Below are 25,149 nucleotides of genomic sequence, written 5' to 3'. Positions count from 1 at the left end.
CCGAGGCAGCCCGTTCACGGAAAGCCTTCCCCTATCCGAGCCGGACTTGCTTCATGATCCTGTTCCTCAGATGACCCCGCCATTCGCTCGGACGATCTGGCCGTTGATCCAGCCGCTGTCCGGTCCAACCAGCAGGGAGACGACGCGCGCGATGTCGTCGACCTCGCCCAGACGGCCGAGCGGGTTCATCTGTTTGATACGATCGAGCGTAGCCTGATCCTTGCCTTCGAGAAAAAGCTCGGTGGCCACCGGCCCCGGCGCAACCGCGTTGACCGTGATGGCGCGGGATCCCAACTCCTTCGCCAGAATGTGGGTGAGCGCTTCGACCGCGGCCTTGGTGGCCGCATAAACGCCATAGGTCGGCTGGTAGAGTCCGACGACGCTGGTCGAGAAGTTCACGATGCGGCCGCCGTCGCGCAGGCGCCTCGCCGCCTCGCGAAGGCCGTTGAACGTGCCCTTGAGATTGATCGCGATGGTCTGATCGAAAGTCGCATCATCAAATTGAGCGACCGGTGCGAGCTTCATGATGCCGGCATTGTTCACCAGCACGTCGACGCCGCCATGGGCCGCTTCGGCGGAATCGAACATCCGTCTCACAGCTTGGGGGTCGCTGACATCGGCCTGGAAGGAGGTGGCCCGACCGCCGGCCTTTTCGATCTCGTCCACCAGCTTGGCGGCCGCTTTGGTGCTACCTGCATAGTTGATGACGACCGTGAGGCCGTCGCTCGCCAGTCGGCGGGCGATGGCCGCTCCAATGCCACGAGACGCTCCCGTGACGATCGCAACTTTGTTCGTTGAGGTGGTCATTGTCGTTGTTCCTTTGCCGTGTTGTTGCCGACATCAATCCTTCGCTCGATATTCCTGCGGGATCACGAAGACCTCGTCGGCGCGGGCGTAACCGCCGTCCTTGACCTCCTCGATCAGGACCATGGTATGCGGCCGAGCGGCCTCGGAAAATATTCCACGAGCATCGCGGTGGCCCGATGGACGATCTCTTCTTTCTGGGCCCGGTTCAGCGCCGCCTCGGGGACCTTGAAATTGACGAAAGGCATGATCTTCACTCCTGTCGATCTGAGGACTTGAATGGTGTGAAGATAGCCGTTTTTAAAACCAGCACTAGAAAGCCGATTTCAACATCACCATTTCAAAAGCCATAACAATCGACTACGAGATGGTCATGGATCGTATCGACGTCATGCGGCTCTTCGTCAGGATCGTCGAGCGTGGGAGCTTTGCCCAGGCCTCGCGGGACCTGCAGGTTCCGCGGCCCACTGCCACCCATGCGATCCAGCGCCTGGAAGCGGATCTCGGCGTTCGGCTCCTCGAACGGACAACCCGAAATGTGAGGCCGACGCTCGATGGCGCACTCTACCATGAACGCTGCATCCGGCTCCTTGCGGACCTGGATGAGGTGGAGAGCGTCTTCAGGAATGCGGAACCCAAGGGTCCGCTTCGTGTGGATATGCAGGGGACCATCGCGCGGTTTTTCGTCATGCCCGCCTTGCCCGAGTTCATCACGCGCTATCCCGGCATCTCGCTCAGCCTCAGCGAAGGCGACCGGATGGTCGACCTCATCACTGAAGGCGTCGATTGCGTCGTGCGAGCCGGCGAACTGTCCGACTCGTCTCTGGTCGGTCGCCACATAACCGCATTCGAGCAACTCACCCTGGCGAGCCCAGCCTATCTTGAACGTCACGGCGTCCCTTCAACACCGGATGATCTCGGCGGCCATCGCATGGTTGCCTATACCGCCTCCGCGACAGGGCAGCCGTACGCGCTGGAATTCGAGATGGACGGCGCGGCAAGGGAAATTCCACTGCCCTACGATATCGTCGTCCGGGGCGCCGAAATCTACACGGCCTCCGGCGTCGCCGGGCTCGGGTTGATACAGGTCCCGCGCTATCGCGTAGAGCATCAGATCGCCACCGGGGAATTGGTTCCGATACTGGAAACCTTCCCACCACCGCCGATACCCGTATCCGTGCTCTATCCCCAGAGCCGCCATCTGTCTTCGCGGATCAGGGTGTTCATCGATTGGCTGGCGGACGTCTTTCGCGCCCCTCGCGGCGCTGCCGGGAGTTCCTCTCAGAAGGGCTCGGTCGAGATATCAAGCTGAGGCAGTTCATCGTTGCACGGAAAGGCGGAACAGGTACACCACGCTTCGGCACACCGTCTCATGGCCTGCCCCTCGACACGAATATGAGATGCCTCTGGTGCATTCTCAGGCGAAGGCGTCTGGCGAGCAGAAGCGCCAGACCAAGCGCAAATACGATGCCGCCCGCCACCAGCGCCTGGGCCGCCAGAACCAGCACCGTCTGCTCTGTCGTCGAGCCTGCCCGCATCTGGCGCACATCGGCTGCCGTGACGCTGACTTGCGGGTTTCCGAAGCGCGCTGTCACATAGTTTGCAAGGGCCGCCACCTGGCCGTCGTCCAGCCAGCCGTCAAAGGCCGCCATCGATTTGCGGCCCGCGACGCCGCCTGCCTTGACGCCTTCAAGGATGGTCATGACGACATTCTCAGGCGAGGTTACGCCGAGAGTGCTGTTGTTGGTCAGTGATGGATAGGTGCCATCCGCCGATCCGCCTCCATTCAGGCCATGACATCCCGAGCAGAGCGACCGGTAGAGATCGTCGCCCACCGCGACCCCGCTGCCCTCCACGCTGGTCTTCGTCCCGGCATCGCGGGCGGCTGCGGGCGGATTGGTCCACGCGAAGCGCGGCCGCTTCTCGTCTCCCGATTGGGCGGGCACGGTCCTGAGATAGGCGACGATGGCATGAATGTCGTCGTCCGAAAGATATTGCAGGCTGTTCATGACCGTTTCCGCCATCGGACCGCCCGCATATGCCTTTCCAGGCATGGCGCCGGTCTTGAGAAACCGAAACAGCTCCTCATCGCTCCAGCCGCCTATGCCCGCGATCTTGTCGCCGCTGATGTTGAACGCCTGCCAGATACCGGCGCTGCCGCCGGCAAGCTTGCGATCTTCATCCATGCCGAACGTCGTATTCCTTGGAGTGTGGCAGGCGCCGCAGTGGCCAAGCACCTCCACCAAGTAGGCGCCCCTGTTCCATGCGCCGGTTCGGCTTGGATCTGGTCCGAAGCCGCCGGCGTGGAGGTTGGCAAGTTTCCACAACCAGAGCGTCCAGCGCTGGTTAAATGGAAAGGGCAGTATGTTTGGCGGCGACGGCTGAGAAATCGGCGCGGTCGTGAGCAGGTAGGCTCGGATCGCGAGCACATCCTCGCGGTTCATCCCGACGAAGCTGTCATATGGCATGGCGGGATAGAGATCGGCCCCGTCGCGTCTGACGCCTTTCTGCACGGCTCGCACGAATTCGTCGGCGGAATAGCGCCCGATGCCTGTGTCGGGGTCCGGTGTGATGTTGGTGGAATAGACATCGCCGAACGGCGTCGGCACCCGATAGCCTCCGGCGAAAGGCCGGCTCGGATTGGACGTGTGGCAGCCGACGCAATCGGCGGCTCGGGCAAGATATTCGCCTTTCTGGATCTCGTTCGCCCGCAGCGGCGTGCCAGGCGCCAGCGACGCCATGACGGCCGCGATTCGTAGGAGAACGGCGAGGAACGGAACGCTTGCAGCAGGCCAACGCAAACGCTGCCCAGGGCGGATGACCGCTCGTCGGCTCCGCTGCACAGTCACAGTTCGCATCCGCTGAAGATCAATCCGGCCGCCATTTGCGCCAGCATGACGAGCGTGAACAGGGCCCCGATGCCTACCGAAGTCCTGGCCAGAAACGCGCGCGTGCGCGCCTTCAGGGGCGGGCTCGTGCCGTGCCCTGGATCATGAACGGCGCGCCATGACAACAGGACGCCCAGCGCCGCGACGGCGGCGCCTGTCAGCGAGAACAGAACAGTGGGCTGAAACCCGGCGTCGCATTGCCAATATGCGATTGAATAGTCGAGCTGCAGCGATATCGCCCACGCCGTTGGTCCGGTGGCCATGCCTGCCCAGGAAACGCCCGTGCGGATCGCCTGCATGTTACATCCTCGGAACCCAGTAGATTACGAGATAGAGCACGACCCATGAGACGACCACGAAGTCCCAGTAGAAGGCATTGTCCGACACGTCGCTGAAGTGGCGTCCGGTGTTGCCTTTCTTGGTGAACATGAGAACGGCGAGCACGATCGTGTCCCCGACATCGGTGAGGAGGTGTGTCGTGTGCAGGCCGAGCAGGAACCAGACGATCGACCCGTAGGCGTTCTGGTCCCAGGAGATCCGGAGCGCGGGAAATTCCCAGATGCGCACGATCAGGGGAAGAATTCCGGCGATCGACATGACGACGATGCCGATGCGCACCTTCACAAGGTCCTGCCGCCGCGCCCAAAGATCGATCAGACGGTTGGGGACGGCGCTGGCAAGCAGAATGATCAATATTGCCGTGCCCGGCAGGAGATCGGGTGCCGGCGCTCCGATCGGCCAATGCCGCGCCTGCACAGCCAGGTAGAAATAGGTGCCGATCGCCAGGGCAAAACCGGTTGCTTCAAGGGTGATGAAGGCCACCGTTCCCCACCAGATCGGGCTTGCCGATCCAAAATCATAGGTGGGCAGGTGGCTGACGTCGACGGTTGGCCGGTGTCTCATTCTTCGTCCTCCGGCTCGCCTTTCGGCCAGAACCAGCAGATAAAGCCGATCGAGACCGGTATCGCGCCCCAGACCACCGCCCATGGCGTGTAAATCGAGCCCAGAAACGCGCCACCCACGGCGACGGCCGAGAGCAGCGGCCAGATCGAGTTGTCGGCCGATGGCACGCGCAGTTGCGGCACCGCATCGGCGACCGTGCCGGCAAGCACTTCGCGCGCATCGACGCGCAGGCCCTCGACCACCGGGAGTATGTCGGGTTCGGCCCAAAGCGGCTCGCGATGGGTCACCACTGGCAGGCGCGAAAAATCGTAGGAAGGTGGCGGCGACGTCGTTGCCCATTCCAGTGTGCTCGCCCCCCAGGGATTGTCTCCCGCGAGGCGACCGTTGCGAAGGCTGAGCAGCATGTTCAGGACGAGAAGCGCGAAGCCGGCGAACACCACCAGCGACGAGATGCTGATGAACAGGTTCGTGCCGCCCCAGCCGCTCGCCGGCGGATAGGTGTAGACGCGCCGCGGCATGCCTTGCAAGCCAAGGATGTGCATCGGGAAGAAGGTGAGATTGAAGCCGATGAAGACAAGCCAGAAATTCCAGCGGCCGAGCCTTTCGGACAGCATGCGGCCAGTGATCTTGGGAAACCAGTAGTAGACGGCGCCGAGCAGGGGGAAGACGGCGCCGCCGACCAGCACATAGTGGAAATGCGCGACGACGAAATAGGTGTCGTGCACCTGCAGGTCGAGCGGCACCGAGGCGACCATGACTCCGGTCAGCCCGCCAATCACGAAGGTGAAAATGAAGCCGAGCACGAAAAGCAGCGGCGTGGCAAAAATCGGCCGGCCGCCCCAGATCGTCGCGATCCAGCAGAAGATCTGGATGCCGCTCGGAATGGCGATCATCATCGAGGAGGCGGTGAAGAAGCTTTCGCCGAGCTGCGGCAGGCCCGTGGCGAACATATGGTGCACCCACAGGCCGAAGGAAAGAAAGCCGATCGCGATCAGCGACAGCACGATCCCGAGATAGCCGAAGACCGGACGGCGCACGAAGCTCGGCAGGATAGCCGAGACGAAGCCGGTCGCGGGAATGAAGATGATATAGACCTCCGGGTGGCCGAAGAACCAGAACAGGTGCTGCCAGAGCAGTGCGTCGCCCCCCGCCGCCGGGTCGAAGAACCTGGTGCCGACCAGCCGGTCGAGGATCAGCATGGTGCTCGACACCATCACCGCGGGCATGGCGAACAATATGATGAAAGCCATGACGAGGACTGACCAGACATAGAGCGGGATGCGATCGAGCGACATGCCAGGGGCGCGCTGCTTGAACACAGTCGCGATGATCTCGACGGCGACCGCGAGTGCGGACACTTCGGTGTAGGTCACCATCTGCGCCCAGAAATCGGGGCGCTTGCCGATCCCATATTCAGGTCCGGCGAGCGGCACGTAGGAAAACCAGCCGGCATCCGCGCCGGTGTCGAAAGCGAAGGCGATCCAGATCATCAACCCACCGGAGAGATAGACCCAGTAGCTGAAGGCGTTGAGCCGCGGGAAGGCGACGTTTCGGGTGCCGATCATCAGCGGCACCAGGTAGATGGCGAACGCTTCCATGACCGGTACGGCGAACAGGAACATCATCGTCGTGCCATGCATGGTGAAGAGCTGGTTGTAGAGATCGGGGCCGATATGGCGTGCCTCCGGCGTGGCAAGCTGGAACCGCATGGCAAGTGCCGACAGGCCTGCAAGGGCGAGGAACAGGAAGGCCGTCACCATATAGCGCCGGGCGATCAGCTTGTGGTCGACCGTGACCAGCCAACCATAGAGGCCGTTCGGCGTCCGCCAGGCATGCGCCAGATAGTCGTGCAGTCTTGCCTCGTCGAGCCCGGTGTCGCGGATGCCTTTCAGGGCCGCTTCCTGTTTTCGCCTAGCCGTCTTCCCGGCAACGCCACTCATTCAAGACTTCCAAGATAGGTGACGACCGCACGAAGATCGTCGGCGCTGAGAGCAATGCGCGGCATCTTCGCGCCGGGTTTTGTGGATTGCGGATCGGCGATCCACGCGGCGAGCGCGCCGGGTGTCATGGCCAGCGTGTCGGCGGCCAATGCACGCCGGTTTGCGAGATGGGTAAGGTCGGGCCCGACCGCTCCCTTGGCCGGCGTCCCCCTTATCGTGTGGCAGAGCGCGCAACCGGTGGAAAGAAAAGCCCGCTGGCCGCGGCGTTCCTCCTCGCTGGCAGGCGCGATGGCGGCGGCGTCTTGTCTGGACCGCCATGCCTCGAACGCTTCGCGGCTTTCCGCGATGACGGTGACGGCCATGTGAGCATGCTGGTAGCCGCAGAACTCGGCGCACTGGCCGCGATAGATACCAGGCCTGTCGGCAATGAGGGTGATCTCGCTCGGCCGGCCCGGAATGAGGTCCCTTTTACCGGCCAGGCTTGGCACCCATAAGCTGTGAATGACATCGGTCGAATCGAGTTCCACCTTTACCCGTTCGCCGACGGGAAGATGGATCTCGTTCGCCGTGACAATCATGCGCGACCGATCATCGTTGGGATAGCGTATTTCCCACCACCATTGATGCCCTGTGATGCGGATGGTGAGCGTCTCCTTTCCGCCCAGCGAGGCGATGGATTTGCCGGCGAAGAAGCTCGTTATCGTCAGCGCGGCGAGAACCAGCACGGTCGCCGCGACGGCGCTTCCGACCGCGCGGTTAAACCTGTGCTCCTGATGGCTGTCGATGACCAGCGGCGGGGGTCCTGCTTGTGCCCGGCGCTGATGGAAGAGCGCCATTGCCAGGGCCAGCATGACGAGCAGCCAGGTGATGGTCGCCACTGCGCCAAAAGACCAGATGAGATCGAGAATCGCACGGGCATTCGCACCATGTGCGTGGAGTGCGGATTGCCAGCCGCTGCACCCGCTCAGGACCGGTGCCGAGACCACTGTAGACGCGAGGCCGAGCCATTTCAGGACGCCTGGAAGACGGCTGCCGGACGTGCTTCGAGCTGGACGTGCAAAGGCGGACGCAATGGGCCATTGCCGCCGTTGCCGCAGGCGGATGGACGGGCCCGTGCATCTTGCCATGTGAAATCCCCATGGATGCCAAGGCGATAACGCGAATCGCTGTAAAAGGATGCTGGCAACGATGGCCGGCTTTTCTCCGCCATGCGATTGGCGCCGGGCCGATGCTTGCGCGCCGGGAGCGCAACCAAATGGCGGATATGTCCGTTTCTCCAGGCAAAGGCGCGGGACGCGCATCGGACGGTTCCACGCCGCGAAAGCTTAGGAACTAGCCATGAGCAACACAGACAAAACGGCCGGCGGAAATCGAAGCGTCGCAGGCAAGGACGATCGCAGCCAGGACGCGACGCGCAACGACCGCCGAGGCAGGGAAGAGACGCGGCAGGAACAGGCTGCGGACAGCCATCCGGAAGAGGATCCGGCGGAGGGCTCTCGCCAAACGGTCGAGCACGAGTTGGACAGGCTGGATCGGTCGGGGCGCAGCGCCTCGCAATCCGCGGACGAGGGCCAGGTGGAACGCGCGCGTGAGGAGTTGCGGAAGCAGGTCAGCGAAGAGACGCAATTACCGGGACGAGGTTCCGCCTGACAGCGGCTGTGGATCGCCCCGCGGTTGGCTTTTTGTTTCGATTCTTCGGTGTCAGACGGCACGCAGGTCGTGTCGGGCCTGCCGCCTTCCGCTTTCCCGGATCCAGAGGGTCGCCATGAGCAGCGCCGCCCCGCCATAGATCGGGCCGGCGAGGGGAAGGTGCGGGTGAAGAGCCTCACCGCACTCTTTTCGACCGTCGGTCCCAGGCATATCCATGTCGATCTTCAAGGCGATGCGGCTCCAGCCGCATCAACGGCCAAGGCGGGCGCTGCGTTTCATTGGCGGTTGGCTTCCACAGGAACAAAAAGCTTGACCGGAGGTTCGAACCTCAATCTCGGCATCGGCACTTGGTCGGAACAATCGACATGATTTTTTCCCGTGTGGTCTCGTTGGACACGCATCTCCCATGAGTGGAGCAGCTGACGATGCCGGCCGAAGCGAGGGAGAGCGAAAAGACGGCGGCATCACACGCGCTCTCGGGCTCGGACTGATCACTGGGGCGGCTGACGACGATTGCTCGGCCATTGGCACCTATGCGAGTGCCGGAGCCCGGTTCGGGCCCGACCTTTTGTGGACGGCTCCTGTCACTCTCCCGATGATGTACATCGTCGTCTATCTCTCGTCCAAACTTGGCCAGGTGTCGGGCCGTGGTCTTTTCAAGGTCATTTCCGATTTCTATCCGCGTTGGCTGCTGTGGTCCGTGCTGGTGGGCGTGCTGATCGGCAACACGATCGAGGCAGCCGCCGACCTTGGCGCGATGTCGGCGGCTGTCGTGCTGTTCGTTCCGCTGCCTTCAAACTCGGTCGTCATCGGTGTCGCGATGATTATTTTTGCCTTGCAGATGTTCGGATCCTACAAGCTAATCCGCAACATATTCCGATGGTTGGCACTGGCCCTGCTCGCCTATGTGGTCTCCGCTGTGCTCGCCAAGCCGGATGTGGTCTCGGTGCTGCGCGGCACCTTGCTGCCGAAAATCGAGTTCAGCCGCGAATATCTGTCCATCATCGTCGCCATCATCGGCACGACGCTGTCCGCCTATCTCTACACCTGGCAGTCCAATCAGGAGGTGGAGGAGGAGATCGCCAAGGGCAGGACGAGCCTCGAAGAGCGCAAGGGAGCCACCGAGGGTGAACTCCGCCGGTCCCGGCGCGATATCCTGATCGGCATGATCTTTTCCAACCTGATCATGTATTTCATCATCCTTTCGACCGGATCGACGCTGTACGAGGCGGGGCATACCCAGATCGAAACGGCGGCGCAGGCGGCCGAAGCGCTGCGGCCGCTTGCCGGCGACGCGGCCGGAATTCTCTTTGCGGCCGGGGTGATCGGCGTCGGCTTCCTGGCGGTGCCGGTCATGACTGCCGGCGCCGCTTTCGATTTCGCGCAGGCCATGGGGTGGAAGAATGGCCTGAACGCCAAGCCCCGGCATGCGCCCAAATTCTACATCGCGACGGGAGTGATCACCCTGGTGGCGGTGGGTCTCAATTTCTTTGGCTTCAACCCGATGAAAGCCTTGGTCTGGTCCGGCATCGTGCAGGGTTTTTCGACGCCACCTCTGCTGCTTCTCATGCTCATCATGACCAACAATCGCAAGATCATGGGCGACAAGGTCAACAGCAGGGCCACCAACATTCTGGGCGGCGTGACGACCATAGCGGTCTTTGCGGCGTCCGCGGGACTGGTGGCGACCTGGTTCATGTAGTTCGCCGGCGCGGAAGGACGTTCAGGCGCAGTGGAACATCCACGGTCAACTCTCGTTGAAATGCGTGTGAGAGAAAGGGCTGTCCATGTCAAAGCTCCAAGCCGTCACTCAAGAGCATTTAGAGCAACTGAGACTCGAGGCTTCGGCTCGTTTCGCCCCGATGATGCTGCATGAGGCATTGTTGCGTCTTTCCCGGGCCTGCGGGGGTGATAGCCTTGCCCGGTTCGAGAAAGCCATGGTCGATCAGATCGAGGCGACCAAGGACGATCGAGCCGATTTCGAGGCAATCAAGGAATTCGCGATCGAACAGCTTTATGCCTGGATCAGGAACGCGAACGAATCGCCGGATAAGAAGCAACCGCTGGAAAAGATAGAGGACCGCAGAACCCCCGGCCGCTCGGAAGAGCCGCAAACGCTGGAGGATCAGCTGCAGGCCGGTCTGGAAGATTCCTTTCCCGCAAGCGACCCGCCAGCGGTGGTGTCCACCTCCATTCCAGGCGGAGCCAAGAAGCTGGTCGGAACCGACGAAGTGCTGAGAAAACAGCGGGAGGCCAAGGAGCAAGACCGCCCCTAGCCCGCACCGACTGGAATCCCGCTGGCCGAACCGCCGCTCACGGACGGGAATCCGTGCCGGTCGATAGCGTCACAGCTTGACGGCCGCTTCCCGGGCCCACAGCCGCAGCTTGCGGCAAGCCTGCACGAATGTGTTGGCGGAGGCTGCGGAGTCCAGCCGCATCAATCCCTCATCGGCATCGGCTGCGACGCCTGCCTTGGCCAGGAGAGGCGCGGCTCCCGGTGTGAAGCCGATGAATTTGCAATGCGCAAAGGCATCCGACACGAAGTCCTTCGCGGCTGCCTCCTTGACCAACAACTCGGCGCCCGGCTCGGACAGGAGCAGTACCACGGCGTCGAACAGGACCGACGGACCGCCGTCGATCATGTGTCTGGCTTCGATGTGGGTGCCGTCTGCGGCCTCGACGCCGCCCACCTTGGGCGCTATCACCTCCATGACCGCGCCTTCCGTTTCGATGGCCGAGCGAAGTTGTTCGAAAAGGGCCGTGTCGGCCCCGTCGCTCAGCAAGACGCCGACCTTGCGGCCTTTGAAACTGTCGGGGCCGTTCTCGATGATACTGAGAGCCGGAGACGGCGGCAGGTCGTCGCGCGGCGGGATGGCGGTCTCGGCGGGGTCGGGCATGTTCCGAATGCCAAGCTTGTCGGCGACTTGAGTCGCCAGCGTTTCGTCTATGTTCAGCAGATGCGCCACCATGCGTTCGCGGATCGCCGGTGCCTGCACCTTGCTCAATTCGAATGTCAGCGCCATGGCGATATGGCGTTGCTCCGGCGCTGTCTGGCTGTTGAAGAATTGCCGCGCCTGGCTGTAGTGGTCGGCGAAGCTCTCCGCCCGCAGACGCACCTTCTGCCCCTCTTCGGCGTCGGCGAAAGAGCGGAAGCCGCGTTGCGGATCCTCGCGGGGACCCGAGCCCCACGAATTCGGCTCATAGTTGGCGCGGCCGACCGGGTTGTGCATGGCCATGTGCCCGTCCTGCTGAAAATGTGCGAAGGGGCATTTCGGAGCGTTGATCGGAATATGGGTGAAGTTCGGGCTGCCCAGCCGCTTCAACTGGGTGTCGAGATAGGAGAAGTTGCGGCCCTGCAGAAGCGGGTCGTTGGAGAAGTCGATCCCGGGCGGCACGTTCTGGGTCATGAATGCAACCTGCTCGGTCTCGGCGAAGAAATTCTCCGGCATGCGGTCGAGCACCAGCCGCCCGACCGGGATTGGCTCGATGATCTCTTCAGGTATGATCTTCGTGGCGTCCAAGATGTCGAAGTCGAAGCTGTCGGCAAAATCCTGGTCGAACAATTGCACCGTCAGCTCCCATTCCGGGAAGTTTCCTGACTGGATCGCTTCCCACAGGTCGCGGCGGTGGAAGTCGGGATCGGCGCCATTGATCTTGACCGCTTCGTTCCAGATCACCGACTGCATGCCGAGTTTCGGCTTCCAGATGAATTTGACGAATGTGGATTCGTCGTCGGCATTGACGAGGCGGAACGTATGGACGCCAAAGCCTTGCATGAAACGGAAGGAGCGCGGTATCGCTCGATCCGACATGATCCACATGACCATGTGCATCGATTCCGGCATCAGGCTGATGAAATCCCAGAAATTGTCATGTGCGGTCTGGGCCTGCGGGAAAGCCCGGTCTGGCTCCTGCTTGGCAGCATGGATGAGGTCCGGAAATTTGATGGCGTCCTGGATGAAGAACACGGGAATATTGTTGCCGACGAGGTCCCAATTGCCTTCTTTGGTGTAGAGCTTGACGGCAAAGCCGCGCACGTCTCGGGCGAGGTCGAACGAGCCCTTGTTGCCGGCAACCGTCGAGAACCGCACGAAGGCAGGCGTCTTTTCGCCGGCGCGCTGGAAAATGTCGGCACGCGTGTATTTGGCCAGCGATTCATAAGTCTCGAAATAGCCATGAGCGCCGTAACCACGGGCATGCACCACCCTTTCCGGGATGCGTTCGTGATCGAAGTGGAAGATCTTGTCGCGAAAGTGGGAGTCCTCGATCAGAGACGGTCCGCGCTCGCCAATCCGCAATGTGTTCTGGTCGTCGGAGACAGGCGTCCCCAGGGCAGTCGTGAGAACAGGCGTGTCGGCTTCCGCGATCTGGTGCAATTCGCCGCCATTTCCGCGCGCGGCATTCTGATCGTGCATAGGCGCCGATTTGGGAACTGAACGGTGTGCGGATTTGGCCATGATTTTTTCCTCGATTGACGCCCGTGGGCTGACTTGGCTCAAGGCGCCGAACTGCCGGTGCATGGCTTTGTTCCCGCACAACGGCGCGTCGCGCCTATCCTAAGCCAGCGCGAACACGCTGGTGGACGGCGCGCAAGGGGGGCGCGGCCGCAGCAGGATCGTTCGGCCGCATCAGAATTTTCTGGAGAGTTGTCTTCAACGCCCGGAACGATACAAACGTCCATGCATTTAGCTGGGGTCTGCATTCATACTTCTTTCTGGGAGCTGGACCATTGTCAGGCGAAGGCTATCTTTTGGCCGACCAGGAAACCCATGAAGTTTCCATCGTTGACCTGATACCCGCGCTACGGGCTTTCGCGCGCACCTTCTGCCGTATCCCCGACGATGCCGACGATCTGGTGCAGGAAACGTTGACGAAGGGCCTTGCCAACATCGACAAGTTCGAACCCGGCACGCGCATGAAGTCGTGGCTCTTCACGATCATGCGCAACACCTACTACACCCGGGTCAAGGTCGCGGCCAGGGAAGCGCCTGGCCTGCTCGACTGCGCGTCCTCGAGGCCGATTTCGGAAGCCACACAGGAATGGACCGTTCAGAGCAAGGAAGTTCACGGCGCCATCCAGAGGCTCCCTGAACACCAGCGCGAGGTGCTGATGCTGATCGGCGTCCTAGGTGTCAGCTATGAGGAGACGGCCGAGATATGTGGCTGTGCGGTGGGAACGGTCAAAAGCCGGCTCAACCGTGCCCGCGCCGCCGTTCTTGAGTTCCTGGGGGAGAGTTCGCTGCAGACGCTGATGGAAAGACGAAATCATCTGTCGGACGGGCAGATCGATATCGATGCCGACAGCCGAAGATAGTCAGTTCTTTATGTCGCGCCGGCGTTTCGCAAGGAGCGCGTTTTGCAGTTCGATCGCCAGTCTGGTCAAGCGATCAGGAACCTTTTCCTGCTCGATCGCGATCAGCAGAGAGGCAATCTCCTGATCCATCGCCATTCCTGCGCGCGGGTCCATTCTATCATCGCTCGAACGAGACATCGTATTCCCTGGCTGGATGGATGGCAGTCCGTCATCCTATTGTGATGACAAGCAACCGCCATTACAAGGAGATGCCCGGTGCCGAAACCGTTGCCGGCAGCCCTTGCACAGGTTTTTCTTCCACTCTCGATTGCCGAGGTCACAGATCCACTGCGGCGCTTTCAGTCCTTCGGCAATCGATTTGCGGCATGATCCTGATATTGATCGGACTTGATCTGATTGCCGTCCAGGCCGCGTTCCTCGCTGTGCTGCTTCTTGTCCCTGTTGGATAAAACGGCATTCTCTTCGATCTTGTCCTTGGCCAGTTCGGTCATTGCTCCGGCGCCGGCCCCTTTGCCGTGGCTGCCACGGCCGATATGTTTCTTGCTGCCGGATGCCATGCTGTCCTCCTTCGAATTGGCGCCGCTCTTCAGCGTCGCTGTGTTCGACGCCCGAACTGGCATTGGCTGGTAATGTTCCGTCACGCCGGCAAGCAGGAAGGCGTCGCCGTCCCACAGCCGAAACGGCTTTTCGCCATCGATGACGACCTGCAATCCGTGACGTTGCGCCAGGCGACATATATCGGAGCGGTCCAAAAACAGTGATTCGCGATATGAGTAGTTCAGCAAGGCCAGCCTGCCCGGCCTTTTGAGGACGCGCGCAATTTCGCCGAAATGCCGCTCCGCCACGCCGGCTAGCACCAGATAGGGGAAACTGTCGACCGCCAGAACGCAGTCGAAACTCGCGTCGCCGAACTCCGCCAGATCCAGGCCTGAGGTCCGCCGCAACTCTACATTGCCAAGCGCTGCGCATTGCTCACGGGCGATCGATATCATCCTCGACGATATGTCGATACCGACGACCCGCCCACAGGACGCCGACAGCGCGCGTTCGAAACGCCCGATGCCGCAACCGATGTCCAGAATGCTGCGTCCAGCGCCGGTGAAGTCTTGCGCTGTCAGCCATGCAACGATTTCGTCGGTCGTGGCTGCCAGCCTTTCCTCATCGCCAAGGGAAGCCAACTGGACACTCGCCACCCGGGAAATCGCTGCCGCGGCATCAAAGCCCGAGGCCAGCCGCGTCACGACATCTGCATCCGTCTCGTCGTCGTCGCGTTCGTGACGAACGGCAGAACCCGTTTTCTGCAACGTGGCAAAAACCTCCGATCCGCGGCGAAGCAGCCCGGCTATCTGCTGGAGCCTTTCCCTGTCTCGAGTATCGACCGGATCGATCTCCGCCACGATCTCCGCCAATTCGACTGCCCCGATGCCTGGGTGGAGATGCAACGCCAGCCTGGCGATGACGGCCTCGGCACTGACAGCGTCCGCCATACAGTCCTCGACCGCCAGCCTGACCGCTATCCGGCGGCGCACGGATGTTGGTTCCATCGAAACCATGGTCTCATTTCCGCGTCCAAGTCCTTCGCATCGTCCACCTGTCGCCAGCGCCCCAGCCATATTTGTACGGCTCCTGGCCGCGCAGGAAGTCGAACTCGCGCGCACCTTCGCGGATCGATTCGGCGATTGCGTGGCCGACCAGGATCGCGCCTGGACTTTCCTCGGCATAGGCAGGATCGAAACCGCCAAGATAGGCATAGGCACGGCCGCGATGGTGAAATCCGTAGTAGACGCCGATTGGCTTGCCGTCGATGGCGAGCACCCAGCATCGGGTCAGGTCTCGAGCGTCGAGCAGGGGAAGCGAGCACCTGTGGAATTGCTCGACGGCGGGGTCGGCCAGCACGCCGCCTCCGTTTCCGGCCCAGCGCGCCCCGTGCAGGCCTATCAGGTGGTCGAGGAACAGTTGAGGATCGCCTCGTGCCGGCGACAACTCGACCCGGCCGCGTCTGGATGCGGCGCGGCGCGCCCGGCGCAACTGGCGTCTGCGCCGGGCAGGGACGCAGCCCGCCAGCGTTTCATCGCCGTCGGTGGCAAGCACGGGACAAACGGCGTGGCCGACCAGTCCATCGGCTTTCAATTCGGGATGTTCGATCGCCAGACCGGCACTGCCTTGCGGCAGATCCGGCAGGATCCACTGCGACCACTCGATCGAGAGTATCTTCTCTGCAAGGGCAGCGGCGACCTGGGCCTCGCTGCCGGGCACACACAGCACGTCCAGATAGTCGCTGAGGGAAATGCCGATCGGAAGCAGTTTCGAGCCTTCCGTGCCAGGTTCGAGATAGAGCGGCGCCAGGCCCACCAGATCGTTGCCGCGCCAGATGGCGACCGTCGCCAGCTCCCCCGGAGCGAATGTGCGCCACCACGGCAGCAGCCAGGCGGGACATTGAAAGGGCGTCGCCGACGAACTCTGCTCCCACAGGTTCCACCAGTGCGGCGCCAGTGCATGCAATTGCTCTGGATCACCGATGATCTCGCTGCGCAGCATCTGCTCTTTCACCGCACCGCGGCGAGACGCCTGCGGTCGGCGCCGAGCCGGGCCAGCGCCAGATAGGCGCTCATGTAGGACGAGACCATGCGCTCGAGCGAAAACCGCCGGCGCGCCTCGCTTCGGCACGTCTCGGCATCAAGGCTGGGTGCCGCGACAATTGCTTGCGCCATCTCGTCGACATTGTTGACGATAAAGCCGGTCTTGCCGTGCTCGACCACTTCGGGAAGCGCACCATTTGGAAAGGCGATCACCGGTGTGCCGCAGGCGAGTGCTTCCATCGCGACCAGCGAACTGGTCTCGGCGGCGAGGCTCGGAACGACCAGGCAGCGTGCTGCATTGAGCAAGCGCCGCTTGGCGGCGAAGCCGAGCGGACCGAGGAAGCAGCGCCGACGATCGAGGCGAGGTTCGACCTCATCGCGAAAGTACTGGGTATGCGTCTCGTAAGGATAGACCCGCCCGCCGATGACCAGCGGCACATCAGCCTGCCTGGCGGCATCCAATGCCAGGTGTATGCCCTTTTCCGGGCAGATGCGGCTGAGCACGACGGCGAAGTCGCCCCTGGGCCGCGGCTGGTTCAGCGCGTCGATATCGACACCATTCGGGATCGGGGCAACCAAGCTTGCGTCCGGCGGTGCGGTTCTTTGCTGGGCTGACGAGACGGCGTGAAGCCAGAGATCGTCGCGCCCTGGGCGCAGCGCCCCGGCCGGGTACCAGTCGAGCGGCAGGTGAAGCGTCACCAGGGTCGGACCGTCGGCAGGCAGGTAGGCGTCGAAGTCGATGCCATGCAGGTGAACCACGTCGATCGGCCATTGGGCGCGGGCAGCGGCGATCGCGGCGCGATGGGACTCCTGTGCCCGGTTTTTTGCTGACTGGTCGAGCACGCCGGCTTCGGCGGGCGTTTCCACCAGAATGCCGCTTGCACTGGAACCCTGGCAGCCGATGACGATGGACCGGTGACCGGCGCGGGTCAGGGCCTGATCGAGCATTGACAGCACCTGCTCGGCGCCGCCAACGGCGTTCGGTCCCACCGGCGCGAGAGGATAGGCAACATTGAGCACTGTGAGCGTCATGGCTGGTCGAGCCGGAGCGCCTCGTGAGCACGGGCGCTTGCATGCAGCCAGGTGCCGGGCTCGAAACCCAGCGGCAGCGATTCATAGTAGAGCCTGCCATCGTTGGGCAGCTTCAGGAAATCATAGGTCGGCGCCAGCCGGAAACGCTCGGTGTGGGTCGAGAACGGCGCCAGCGTCCGCTGCTGCGTCAGGTGGCTGGCCAGCATGCGCTGCTTTTGCTGAAAGGCCGCTTCGGTCAGGCAGACCTCTATGCAATCACTGCCGGTGCCGCTGGCGAAATCCTGAAATACCGGGCCGTCCGGGCCAGCCGAATAAAAGGCCATTTCGATGATGGTGGGCACGGGCCGGCGGTCACGGCGCAGAAGATGGCAGGCCGCGTGAACGGCAAAAGCGGTCGCGTCGTGGTCGGGATGGCCTCCCTCGAAAGGATGTGTGCAGACGAAGCGGATGTCGGGTTCGCAAACAAGGCAGGCGAGTTCCTGCGCGAGCGCCACGAGATTCGCCGCAGCCTCCTTGTCGGGATAGCCAAGAGCGGTCAGGCCCGATGGCGATATGCCGGCCGCGGCCAAGGCTTCCGTCAGTTCCGCACGGCGGGCATCGGCATAGTCCTGCCATGTCTCGAAACCATGCGCTTGCGCGTCGGCAAGATCGCGTGGTGCTCCGTCCGTGACATGGACGATGCGGCATGACCGCAGTCCGGCAAGATGCCCGCCGATGCCGATCGTCTCGTCGTCCGGATGCGCGACGACGACCATGATGGCGGAGCCATGTGCTGCGTCACTGCCCGTCAACAGGGCCGCGAATTCGCCCAGGGTTGCCGACGGTTGATGCATGGGGGCCTCACGCTGCCGAGGCTCGCCGCTTCGACGTGGAAGCCACGCCGGGCGCGTAGCGGCGGATCATGGTTGCACAGAATTCGGCGAATTCCTCCGGCACCAGCGGCGGACTGGTGTGGTGAGGCATCATCCCGCGATGCTCTGGCGTGAAGCAGAAGGTGACGGTCACGTCGAAATCGGCGAGCGCTTCCATCTGTCGGTCGAACCAGTTCAATGCATTCGGCCTGAAACTGTCGGCCCAGGAAAGTCCGGTCCGCATATTGGTGACCCCGAGCCGCTTCATCCAGGCGACGGCGTCGTCCAGCCGCGGGTCCTCGAAATGAAACCACTGCACCAGCCCCATCTCGGGCGTATGGCGCAGGAATTCCTCCAGTGCCGGTTTTGGCGTGCCGTCCTGGCGCAGCAGCCCCATATGGAAGTGACGATAGTAGGAGGAGCCTTCCGCTTCGCGATGGCGCGTTGTTGCTTCCCATTCGCGCGGAAGATCATAAAGGCTGTACCACTGGATGCGCGGAGCGTTGCCGAGCAGCAATTCAGCGGTGCGCCTGAGGCCCCAGACCTGGATCTCGTCGGCGCCGAAGGTCGATACGCCAACTTCGCTGACCCAGATCGGGAGATCGGTGACGGCCGCGATCTCACCGATCTTCTGTGGCCATTCCTGGATCTGCCACAGGTTCCAGTCGAGCGGAAAGCCATGCACCGCGACGGCATCGACGTGGTCCAGCAATCTGAGTTCCTTCATGCGCGTGACGAAGCCGGGGTCGATCGGAGAGATGCCGCCGAGCACCTTGGTCAGGGCCGGGTTCTCGGACGCTATCGCATCCGCCGACAACATTGCCATGGCGGCGAAGCGGCTCCAATCGGGGTCGAGCTCGGGATCCCAATGCGATTTGTTGTTGGGCTCGTTCCAGATCATCGCGGCTTCAATCATGGATCTGTCCTTTCGACGGGTAGACGGCGCCGCCGCCGGCCGGATCGCCGGCGGAACGGCAAAAATAAACCTCCTGCTCGGGGTGCAAAAAAATCTCGAAGCCGGCGCTGCGCAACATCGCTTCGGTGCAGGCGCGGTTGGGAATCCACCAATTGGTCGGATCGTCGGCATATCGATGTTCGATGAAATGCAGTTTCGGAAATTCCGGCCGATCGAACAGGTCGTGCGTCCAGAAATGATAATTCTGCTCAAGCGCAGGCAGATCGGCGCTGCCGCGTTGCATGGACTGGAAGATCATCAGGTCGCCGGCGACATGCCCGCGGATCAGGTCGAGCGCGAGCAGGGGATGGCGCAGGTGGTAAAGAACCCCCATGAACAGCACGATGTCGAATGTCTCGCGCAGGGCGCCGACGTCATAAACCGAAAGCTTCTGGAACTCGATGTCGCAGTCCGCGATCTCGGCGGCAAAGCGCGCCTGTGCCAGATAGGCCTCGTCGAAATCGATGCCGAGGACGCGACCGGCGCCGCGCCGTTTCATTTCGATGGAATAAAAACCGGCATTGCAGCCGATATCGAGCACGGACTTGCCGGACAGGTCGGCTGGAATGGCATAGGCGAACTTGCGCCATTTGACCAGCGGGTAGTTACCGAGAAAATGGTCCGGAGCAGTTTCGACGCCGGCTAGTTCCATGTTGTGGAACCATGGGCCGAGGGCATCGATACGGCGTTGGATTTCAGCATGGGAATGCAGCATGGCTAAGCTCCTTCGCCCGGAACGGCATGCGAATGTGCAGTAGGCGCGATCATCGTGGGCCGGTGCTGTTTGGACGCAGCATCGTCGTCGAGCAGCCGAAGGGCCGCGCGATAACCGTTGAAAGTGCCGACATCGACGTAGGCGGCCCCTGCCTTCACCCCATACGCCTGACCGCCCGCCGTCAGGTAGGCGTTGATCAACGTGCCGATATATTCGTCATAGCAATCCCGCTCGCGCCAGAGTGCCGCGAGCTGGTGCAGGACATGGCCCGGCATCTTGAACGCGCCCCATATCCAGTTCGTCGCCGCGTCCTGCCGCTTGACCTGGATTTCCCGCACCCGGCCCTCCTCGTCGAGAACCACGGCATCGAAGAATTCCGGCCGATCCACCGGGAAGAGCAGGAATGACAGCCGGTCGTCCGGCAGACGGCAGAAGCCGTCTTCGGGAAACCAGATCGTATCGGGAAGCCCGATCAACACCGTCTCGTCCGGTGCGACGAGGGGTGCTGCCCGGAAGATGGCGTCGCAAAGGCCAACGGGGTTGGGTTGTACCACGAACAGAGCGGTCGCCGCTCCGTAGCCCGCGGCATAGTATTCGAGAATGTCGGATTTACCCGATCCGATGATGAAACAGACCTTGTCGACGCCGGCGCGCACCATCCGCCGCACCAGGTACTCGCTTACGGCACATGGGCGCTCTGTCTGTCCATCGATCCGGCTCCCGACCGGCAGCAGCTCTTTCGAGAAGCCGAGCGGTTGAATGCGGCTGCCGCGTCCGGCAGCGGGCACGATGCCCAACATCAGACTGCTTCCTTCATCGGTTCGCCGGCCGACCTCTGCAAGGCTTCGTTCAGGATGCGATCCAGTTCCGCCGCGCGCCGCGTGGATGTGTGTTCGTCCAGAACCCGTTCACGCGCACGGCTTCGAATTGCATCGAGCTCGTGCGATGGCAGTTTGAGCGCCGCGATCACGTCGTCTGTGTCGTACGCCAGCAGGATCTCGCTACCGGGTTCGAAGAAACTGCTGAGGCCCGGCCAGGTGTCGGTGACGATCGGCACGCCGCATGCCGCTGCTTCGAACAGCCGGCCCGAAGGGCACCACCCCTTTTGCGCCATCGCCTCGCGCGTCACATTCAGCGTCAGGCGGGACGACGAAAAGAAGGCTGGATGATCTGCCGGCGGAAGATGCCTGACGAAGAAGATGTTGTCGCTCCACGGGAATTCCTGTGGATATTGTGCACCGCCGATGATGAAGCGGTGGTCAGGCAGGAGTGCGGCCGGACGGACCAGCAGTTTCTCGACGCCGGCCTGGCGATCTGCCGCATAGGTCCCGAGATAGGACAGATCGCCCGCAAATTCCGGCCTAGGTGCTGCCGGCCGGTGTTGGTCGGGATCGACATGGCCATAGAGCGGCACCACGTGGCGTGCACCGAGGACCGACTTGAGTGCATCGATTGCCGAGCCGCCCGTGTAACTCAGGACGAGATCGAAATCGGCAAGGCCCTCGGGCCCGAAATAGGGTGGGCGTTCACCTTGATCGAGGCGCGCCAGAGTGACCGGAGTGTCCAAGTCGTAAAAGACGCGCAGCCCGCGGCATGCCTGCTGCGCCAGGCGCGAAGCGTCCACGGCGTCGGGACAGTAGGAGGTAATGATGACGACGTCGGATTGCTTGATCGTCTGCTCCGCGACCCTCCGGATGTCCTCCCAGTCGGGGTAGAGCACGATATTGCCGCCATCCAGTTGATCGAGGTCCCGCGCACCGGCATAGTAGGGGGTGTTGCGCTCGAAAAAGGTGATGGACCAGCCGTGCCGGGCCAGCGCGCGGATCAGGCCACGCCACAGGGTGGCGTGGCCGTTTCCCCATGAAGACGTGACGGTGAGACCGAAAATGACCATCTGCATCCGGCAAGTCCTCGTCAGGCAAGTTCGTTCAGACGGATGAGCTTTGCTCCCCAGTCTCCGGACACGATCGTCGTGATTGAGGCGGGGTCGATATCGAAGCGAAAACTGTCGCCGACGGGCAGACCAAGCACATGGCAGATGGCTGCCTTGATCACGTCGGCATGGCTGATCAGCGCGACGCATTGATTCTGATGCCGCTCGCGAGCCTGATCCATCAGCGAGACGATACGCTGTTGGACATCCAGCATGGTTTCGCCGCTTGGGGTGCTTGCTTCCTGCCGCCGGCTGTTCCACGCCTGCCAGCCGGCATCGCCGTTCAGCTCCTCGAACGTCTTTCCCGACCAGATGCCGAAGTCGATCTCGTCGAGTTCGGCGCAGATCGCGATTTCGCCGACATTACAGGCAGTCGCGATCGGCTTGGCGGTTTCCTGCGTGCGCTCGCGTGGGCTGCACCAGATAGCGGCAATCGGCTCGCGGGCCATGCGGCGGCCAAGATGCGCCGCCTGAGCCCTGCCGGATTCGCCAAGGCGAACTCCGCCCATCCGTCCGGCCAGATAGGAGCCGACATTGTCGTGTGCCGCGTGCCGGATCAGGAAGAAGGTCGTCGTCATTCCGCGGCATCGAGCATAGGCTCGTCCCTGCCTGTGATGAATGCGAGCGTGCGCTGCCGAGCTTCGGCATCGGTGAACTGCTCAGGCGGAGACTTCATGAAATAGCTGCACGGACCGGTCAGCGCGCCGGCGATGCCGCGGTCAAGCGCCAGCTTGGCGCAGCGCACGGCGTCGATGACCACGCCGGCCGAATTGGGCGAATCCCAGACTTCCAGCTTGAGTTCGGCGTTGAGCGGCACTCCACCGAAGGTCGTGCCTTCAACCCGGATGTAGGCCCATTTGCGATCGGTGAGCCATGGCACATGGTCACTGGGGCCGACATGAATGTTGCCCGGCTCCAGGGGAACATCGAACTGGCTGGTCACGGACTGCGTCTTCGAGATCTTCTTCGATTCCAGCCGCTCGCGTTCCAGCATGTTGAGGAAATCGGTGTTGCCGCCGAAGTTCAACTGATAAGTGCGGTCGATGCGGACGCCGCGCTCGCGGAAGAGATTGGCCAGCAACCGATGCACGATTGTCGCGCCGACCTGGCTCTTGATATCGTCGCCGACCAGCGGCAGCCCGCGTTCCTCGAAACGCAGGCGCCATTCGGGCCGTGACGCGATGAAAACCGGTATGCAGTTGACGAAGGCGCAGCCGGCCTCGAGGGCGCATTCGGCATAAAAGCGCGTCGCTTCCTCCGACCCCACCGGCAGGTACGAGACGAGCACATCGGCACCGCTGTTCCGCAGGATTTCGCTGACATTGGCAACCGGCTCCGGCGCTTCCTCGATTTCCGTGCGCAGATATTTGCCGATGCCGTCCAACGTGGGGCCACGCTCCACGCGAACCCCGGTTGCAACCGCATCGGCAAAACGGAACGTGTTGTTCGGGGCGCTGTAGATCGCTTCGGCCACGTCGCACCCGACCTTGCCCTTGGCGACGTCGAACGCACAGACGACCTCGATGTCATCGACGTGGTACCCGCCGAGATCGGCGTGCATCAGCCCGGGGATCGGCTCGTTGCCTTTTGCGTCTCGGTAATAGGAAAGGCCTTGCACCAGGGAGGATGCGCAATTGCCTACACCGACGATACCGACACGAACTTTCTTCGATCCCACGAAATTGCCGTCCTGTGCTGTCCAAGGTAAGTTCCTGGGCCCGAACCGTCAGCTTGCCGGAATGTTCCTTGGCATGTGGAAAAATTGCGCGCGGCAGGATGGATCAAAGCCGCGCATGCCGCGTTGGCGCACGGCGAGCTTGGAATCGGTGGATGATCGTCTACGGCGACCACAAACGAACGGAAGACGCGCGACAGCTTCGCGAGGCTGCAAGCGAAATGGCTGAAAGCCTCGATTGCAGGCCCTGCGGCATTCAACGCCACGCTGCGCTGGTAGGGTTGTTCGTCAAGGTCTCGGAACTGGTCCAGGCACTGGCCGACGTCGAGTTCGAGGCCCGCGGCGGGGACACCCCTTCGCCGAGGCAGCGGCAAGGTGCCAAGCTGCTGGTCGGCCTTGCGGCGGAAGTGGCGAGGTCCTGGCGAAGCGGCTTCACAGTGACCGGCGCCGTCGATCCCATGCTGAGGCATATGCTGGCCGCGCTCGACTGCCGGGGCAAGGTTCTTACCGGCACGGCCGAGGGATACGCGCATTATGCGCTCTATCCTGAAAGCTATCTCGGCGCGGCGCGGGCATCAGGCCTCGACGCGAATACATGCGTCATCGGCATCCGCAGCATTGGCCTCGGGCTTGCCGCCCTGGTCGCCGCGGCGATCGACGCGCCGGGACCCATCAGCGTGCGCCCGATCGGCCATCCTTTCCGCAGGTATGTCAACGCCGACCCGGAATTGATCAGCGCCTGGAGGGACAAGCCCTCGGCTTGCTTCGCTGTCGTCGACGAGGGCCCCGGCCTGTCGGGCAGTTCGATGCATGCCGTCGTCGCATGGCTGCGGCGGCTGGGCATCGATAGGGATCGCATTCACCTGTTCCCCAGCCATTCCGGCGGCCCAGGTGCCGAAGCCTCTAAGGAGGTTCGTGAGACATGGTCGGGTTGCCGCAAACATGTGGCGCGGGCCTTCGAACGCACCTTCCCGGGCGGCGCGCAAATGCCGACGCTACGCGATTGGGTGGCGGAGGCTGCCGGCAGCCCGCAATTGGCCCTGACCGAAATATCCGCTGGAGAGTGGCGAAACCTCCACTACGCCGAGGAGAGGCTCTGGCCGCCGATTCAACGCGGCATCGAGCGGCGAAAATTCCTGGCGTCCGCGGGACGCGATCGGTGGCTCGTCAAATTTGCCGGCCTCGGTCAAACCGGGCAGCGCAAGATGCAAACCGCGGAGATGCTGCACGAAGCCGGCTTCGGACCGCAGATCGTCGGGCTTTGTCACGGTTTTCTGGTTGAACGGTGGATCGAGGGAAAGACAATGGATCAGGCAAACCTGTCCAGAGACAGGCTTGTCGCGGAGCTCGCACACTATCTCGCTTGGCGTGCGGCCAATCTCAGAACTCCGGAACTGGGTGCTGGATTGCCGGAACTCGCTGAGATGGCCGTCCACAATGGCGCCGAAGCCCTGGGTGAGCGGCGCGCGGCGGAACTGCGGAACTGGTTCTCGAAGCGTGCCCCTGCGCAAGCGCTGCCACGGGTCGAGATCGACGGAAGGCTTCACCCGTGGGAGTTTCTCGTTTGTGACGACGGGACGTTGATCAAGACGGATGCCGTCGATCACTGCCGGGGACATGATTTGATCGGCTGCCAGCCCATAGAGTGGGATATTGCCGGCGCTCGCGTCGAATATGGATTTTCCGACAGCGAGCTAGCGACGTTGGTCCACCGCATGGAAGCCGGGGAGCGGCTCAATATCGATACCGGCCTCATTGACTGTCTCGAACCTTGCTACCTGGCGTTTCAACTGGGACTCTGGGACGTTGCTGCCCGATCCGAGCATGGCCCGGAGAAGCCAAGGCTGGTAGCTGCGGCAACGCGGTACAAGAAAGGGCTGCTACGGTTCCTGGAGAGGTCCGGGCCGTGA

The 25,149-nt window shown here is 62.5% G+C and carries 24 protein-coding genes and 2 pseudogenes; 6 read left to right on the top strand and 20 right to left on the bottom strand.

The genetic code is table 11. From position 1 onward, the window contains the following. Positions 1–66: 66 nt before the first annotated feature. Together FJ972_RS24625 and FJ972_RS24620 are read right to left on the bottom strand one after the other, a co-directional pair. On the bottom strand, positions 67–807 hold the full coding sequence (locus FJ972_RS24625) for an SDR family oxidoreductase (RefSeq protein WP_140525147.1): 741 nt from the start codon (positions 805–807) through the stop codon (positions 67–69). A gap of 33 nt (positions 808–840) precedes the next feature. After that, positions 841–1,052 (bottom strand): annotated as a pseudogene (locus FJ972_RS24620) (tautomerase family protein). Positions 1,053–1,177: 125 nt separating this feature from the next. Here FJ972_RS24620 and FJ972_RS24615 point away from each other — a divergent pair. Then, positions 1,178–2,116: a LysR family transcriptional regulator gene (locus FJ972_RS24615; protein ID WP_140525146.1), complete on the top strand. Its 939-nt coding sequence runs from the start codon at positions 1,178–1,180 to the stop codon at positions 2,114–2,116. Positions 2,117–2,174: 58 nt separating this feature from the next. Here the strand turns inward: FJ972_RS24615 and FJ972_RS24610 are convergent, their stop codons facing one another. The 5 genes from FJ972_RS24610 to coxB form a co-directional block, all read right to left on the bottom strand. Further along, the gene (locus FJ972_RS24610) at positions 2,175–3,545 is read right to left on the bottom strand and encodes a c-type cytochrome (protein ID WP_140525145.1); all 1,371 of its coding nucleotides are present in this window, start codon (positions 3,543–3,545) and stop codon (positions 2,175–2,177) included. Positions 3,546–3,649: 104 nt separating this feature from the next. Further along, positions 3,650–3,991, bottom strand: a complete 342-nt coding sequence (locus tag FJ972_RS24605; RefSeq protein ID WP_140525144.1) for a hypothetical protein — start codon at positions 3,989–3,991, stop codon at positions 3,650–3,652. A gap of 1 nt (position 3,992) precedes the next feature. After that, a complete protein-coding gene (locus FJ972_RS24600; RefSeq protein ID WP_140525143.1) occupies positions 3,993–4,595 on the bottom strand; it encodes a heme-copper oxidase subunit III in 603 nt (200 codons plus the stop codon). Beyond that, positions 4,592–6,535, bottom strand: a complete 1,944-nt coding sequence (gene ctaD / locus FJ972_RS24595; protein ID WP_140525142.1) for a cytochrome c oxidase subunit I — start codon at positions 6,533–6,535, stop codon at positions 4,592–4,594. Before ctaD ends, FJ972_RS24600 begins: the two co-directional genes overlap by 4 nt. Next, entirely contained in the window at positions 6,532–7,413 is an 882-nt protein-coding gene (coxB, locus tag FJ972_RS24590) for a cytochrome c oxidase subunit II (RefSeq protein WP_319023021.1), read from the bottom strand. Before coxB ends, ctaD begins: the two co-directional genes overlap by 4 nt. Before the next feature lie 460 nt (positions 7,414–7,873). Here coxB and FJ972_RS24585 point away from each other — a divergent pair, with 460 nt between their 5' ends. The 3 genes from FJ972_RS24585 to FJ972_RS24575 all read left to right on the top strand — a co-directional run bounded on the left by FJ972_RS24585 (position 7,874) and on the right by FJ972_RS24575 (position 10,461). Then, complete coding sequence (locus FJ972_RS24585) at positions 7,874–8,185, top strand: hypothetical protein (RefSeq protein ID WP_140525140.1); 312 nt, start codon at positions 7,874–7,876, stop codon at positions 8,183–8,185. Between the two features lie 406 nt (positions 8,186–8,591). Beyond that, positions 8,592–9,887 (top strand): Nramp family divalent metal transporter, encoded by a 1,296-nt coding sequence (locus FJ972_RS24580; RefSeq protein ID WP_140525139.1) that lies wholly within the window; start codon positions 8,592–8,594, stop codon positions 9,885–9,887. Positions 9,888–9,972: 85 nt separating this feature from the next. Continuing rightward, positions 9,973–10,461, top strand: coding sequence for a hypothetical protein (locus FJ972_RS24575; protein WP_140525138.1), 489 nt, complete (start codon positions 9,973–9,975; stop codon positions 10,459–10,461). Positions 10,462–10,530: 69 nt separating this feature from the next. Here FJ972_RS24575 and FJ972_RS24570 read toward each other — a convergent pair whose 3' ends face one another. Then, on the bottom strand, positions 10,531–12,642 hold the full coding sequence (locus FJ972_RS24570; RefSeq protein WP_140525137.1) for a catalase: 2,112 nt from the start codon (positions 12,640–12,642) through the stop codon (positions 10,531–10,533). 293 nt (positions 12,643–12,935) lie between these two features. Here FJ972_RS24570 and FJ972_RS24565 point away from each other — a divergent pair, with 293 nt between their 5' ends. After that, complete coding sequence (locus FJ972_RS24565) at positions 12,936–13,499, top strand: sigma-70 family RNA polymerase sigma factor (protein ID WP_140498076.1); 564 nt, start codon at positions 12,936–12,938, stop codon at positions 13,497–13,499. Here the strand turns inward: FJ972_RS24565 and FJ972_RS24560 are convergent, their stop codons facing one another. From FJ972_RS24560 to FJ972_RS24505, 12 genes and pseudogenes are all read right to left on the bottom strand, one after another. Then, positions 13,500–13,652 (bottom strand): hypothetical protein, encoded by a 153-nt coding sequence (locus FJ972_RS24560; protein WP_181165412.1) that lies wholly within the window; start codon positions 13,650–13,652, stop codon positions 13,500–13,502. A 185-nt stretch (positions 13,653–13,837) separates the two neighbouring features. Then, positions 13,838–14,056: a hypothetical protein gene (locus FJ972_RS24555; protein ID WP_224519089.1), complete on the bottom strand. Its 219-nt coding sequence runs from the start codon at positions 14,054–14,056 to the stop codon at positions 13,838–13,840. Between the two features lie 258 nt (positions 14,057–14,314). After that, positions 14,315–14,986, bottom strand: a pseudogene (locus FJ972_RS24550) (class I SAM-dependent methyltransferase); the annotation flags it as partial. Positions 14,987–15,056: 70 nt separating this feature from the next. Then, positions 15,057–16,037 carry a GNAT family N-acetyltransferase gene (locus tag FJ972_RS24545; protein WP_181173498.1) on the bottom strand — a complete coding sequence of 327 codons (981 nt, stop codon included), beginning with the start codon at positions 16,035–16,037 and terminating at the stop codon, positions 15,057–15,059. A gap of 8 nt (positions 16,038–16,045) precedes the next feature. After that, complete coding sequence (locus FJ972_RS24540; RefSeq protein ID WP_140525135.1) at positions 16,046–17,110, bottom strand: glycosyltransferase family 4 protein; 1,065 nt, start codon at positions 17,108–17,110, stop codon at positions 16,046–16,048. Continuing rightward, positions 17,107–17,943, bottom strand: coding sequence for a PIG-L deacetylase family protein (locus FJ972_RS24535; RefSeq protein ID WP_140525134.1), 837 nt, complete (start codon positions 17,941–17,943; stop codon positions 17,107–17,109). Before FJ972_RS24535 ends, FJ972_RS24540 begins: the two co-directional genes overlap by 4 nt. A gap of 7 nt (positions 17,944–17,950) precedes the next feature. Next, positions 17,951–18,877, bottom strand: a complete 927-nt coding sequence (locus tag FJ972_RS24530) for a beta-xylosidase (RefSeq protein ID WP_140497390.1) — start codon at positions 18,875–18,877, stop codon at positions 17,951–17,953. Next, positions 18,870–19,631 (bottom strand): TIGR04290 family methyltransferase, encoded by a 762-nt coding sequence (locus tag FJ972_RS24525; RefSeq protein ID WP_140525133.1) that lies wholly within the window; start codon positions 19,629–19,631, stop codon positions 18,870–18,872. Before FJ972_RS24525 ends, FJ972_RS24530 begins: the two co-directional genes overlap by 8 nt. A gap of 2 nt (positions 19,632–19,633) precedes the next feature. Continuing rightward, on the bottom strand, positions 19,634–20,431 hold the full coding sequence (locus FJ972_RS24520) for a sugar phosphate nucleotidyltransferase (RefSeq protein ID WP_140497394.1): 798 nt from the start codon (positions 20,429–20,431) through the stop codon (positions 19,634–19,636). After that, complete coding sequence (locus FJ972_RS24515; protein WP_140525132.1) at positions 20,431–21,531, bottom strand: glycosyltransferase; 1,101 nt, start codon at positions 21,529–21,531, stop codon at positions 20,431–20,433. Before FJ972_RS24515 ends, FJ972_RS24520 begins: the two co-directional genes overlap by 1 nt. 14 nt (positions 21,532–21,545) lie before the next feature. Further along, positions 21,546–22,142, bottom strand: coding sequence for a histidine phosphatase family protein (locus FJ972_RS24510; protein WP_140515201.1), 597 nt, complete (start codon positions 22,140–22,142; stop codon positions 21,546–21,548). Next, complete coding sequence (locus tag FJ972_RS24505; protein ID WP_140515202.1) at positions 22,139–23,242, bottom strand: inositol-3-phosphate synthase; 1,104 nt, start codon at positions 23,240–23,242, stop codon at positions 22,139–22,141. Before FJ972_RS24505 ends, FJ972_RS24510 begins: the two co-directional genes overlap by 4 nt. Positions 23,243–23,394: 152 nt before the next feature. Between FJ972_RS24505 and FJ972_RS24500 the strand changes: the two genes are divergently transcribed. Then, a complete protein-coding gene (locus tag FJ972_RS24500) occupies positions 23,395–25,149 on the top strand; it encodes a hypothetical protein (RefSeq protein WP_140525131.1) in 1,755 nt (584 codons plus the stop codon).

It is taken from the genome of Mesorhizobium sp. B2-1-1 (assembly GCF_006442975.2).
In the GTDB taxonomy this organism is placed as follows: Bacteria; Pseudomonadota; Alphaproteobacteria; order Rhizobiales; family Rhizobiaceae; genus Mesorhizobium.
Note: the sequence above shows the minus strand (reverse complement) of the source record. Positions and strands in the feature narration are given on the sequence as shown.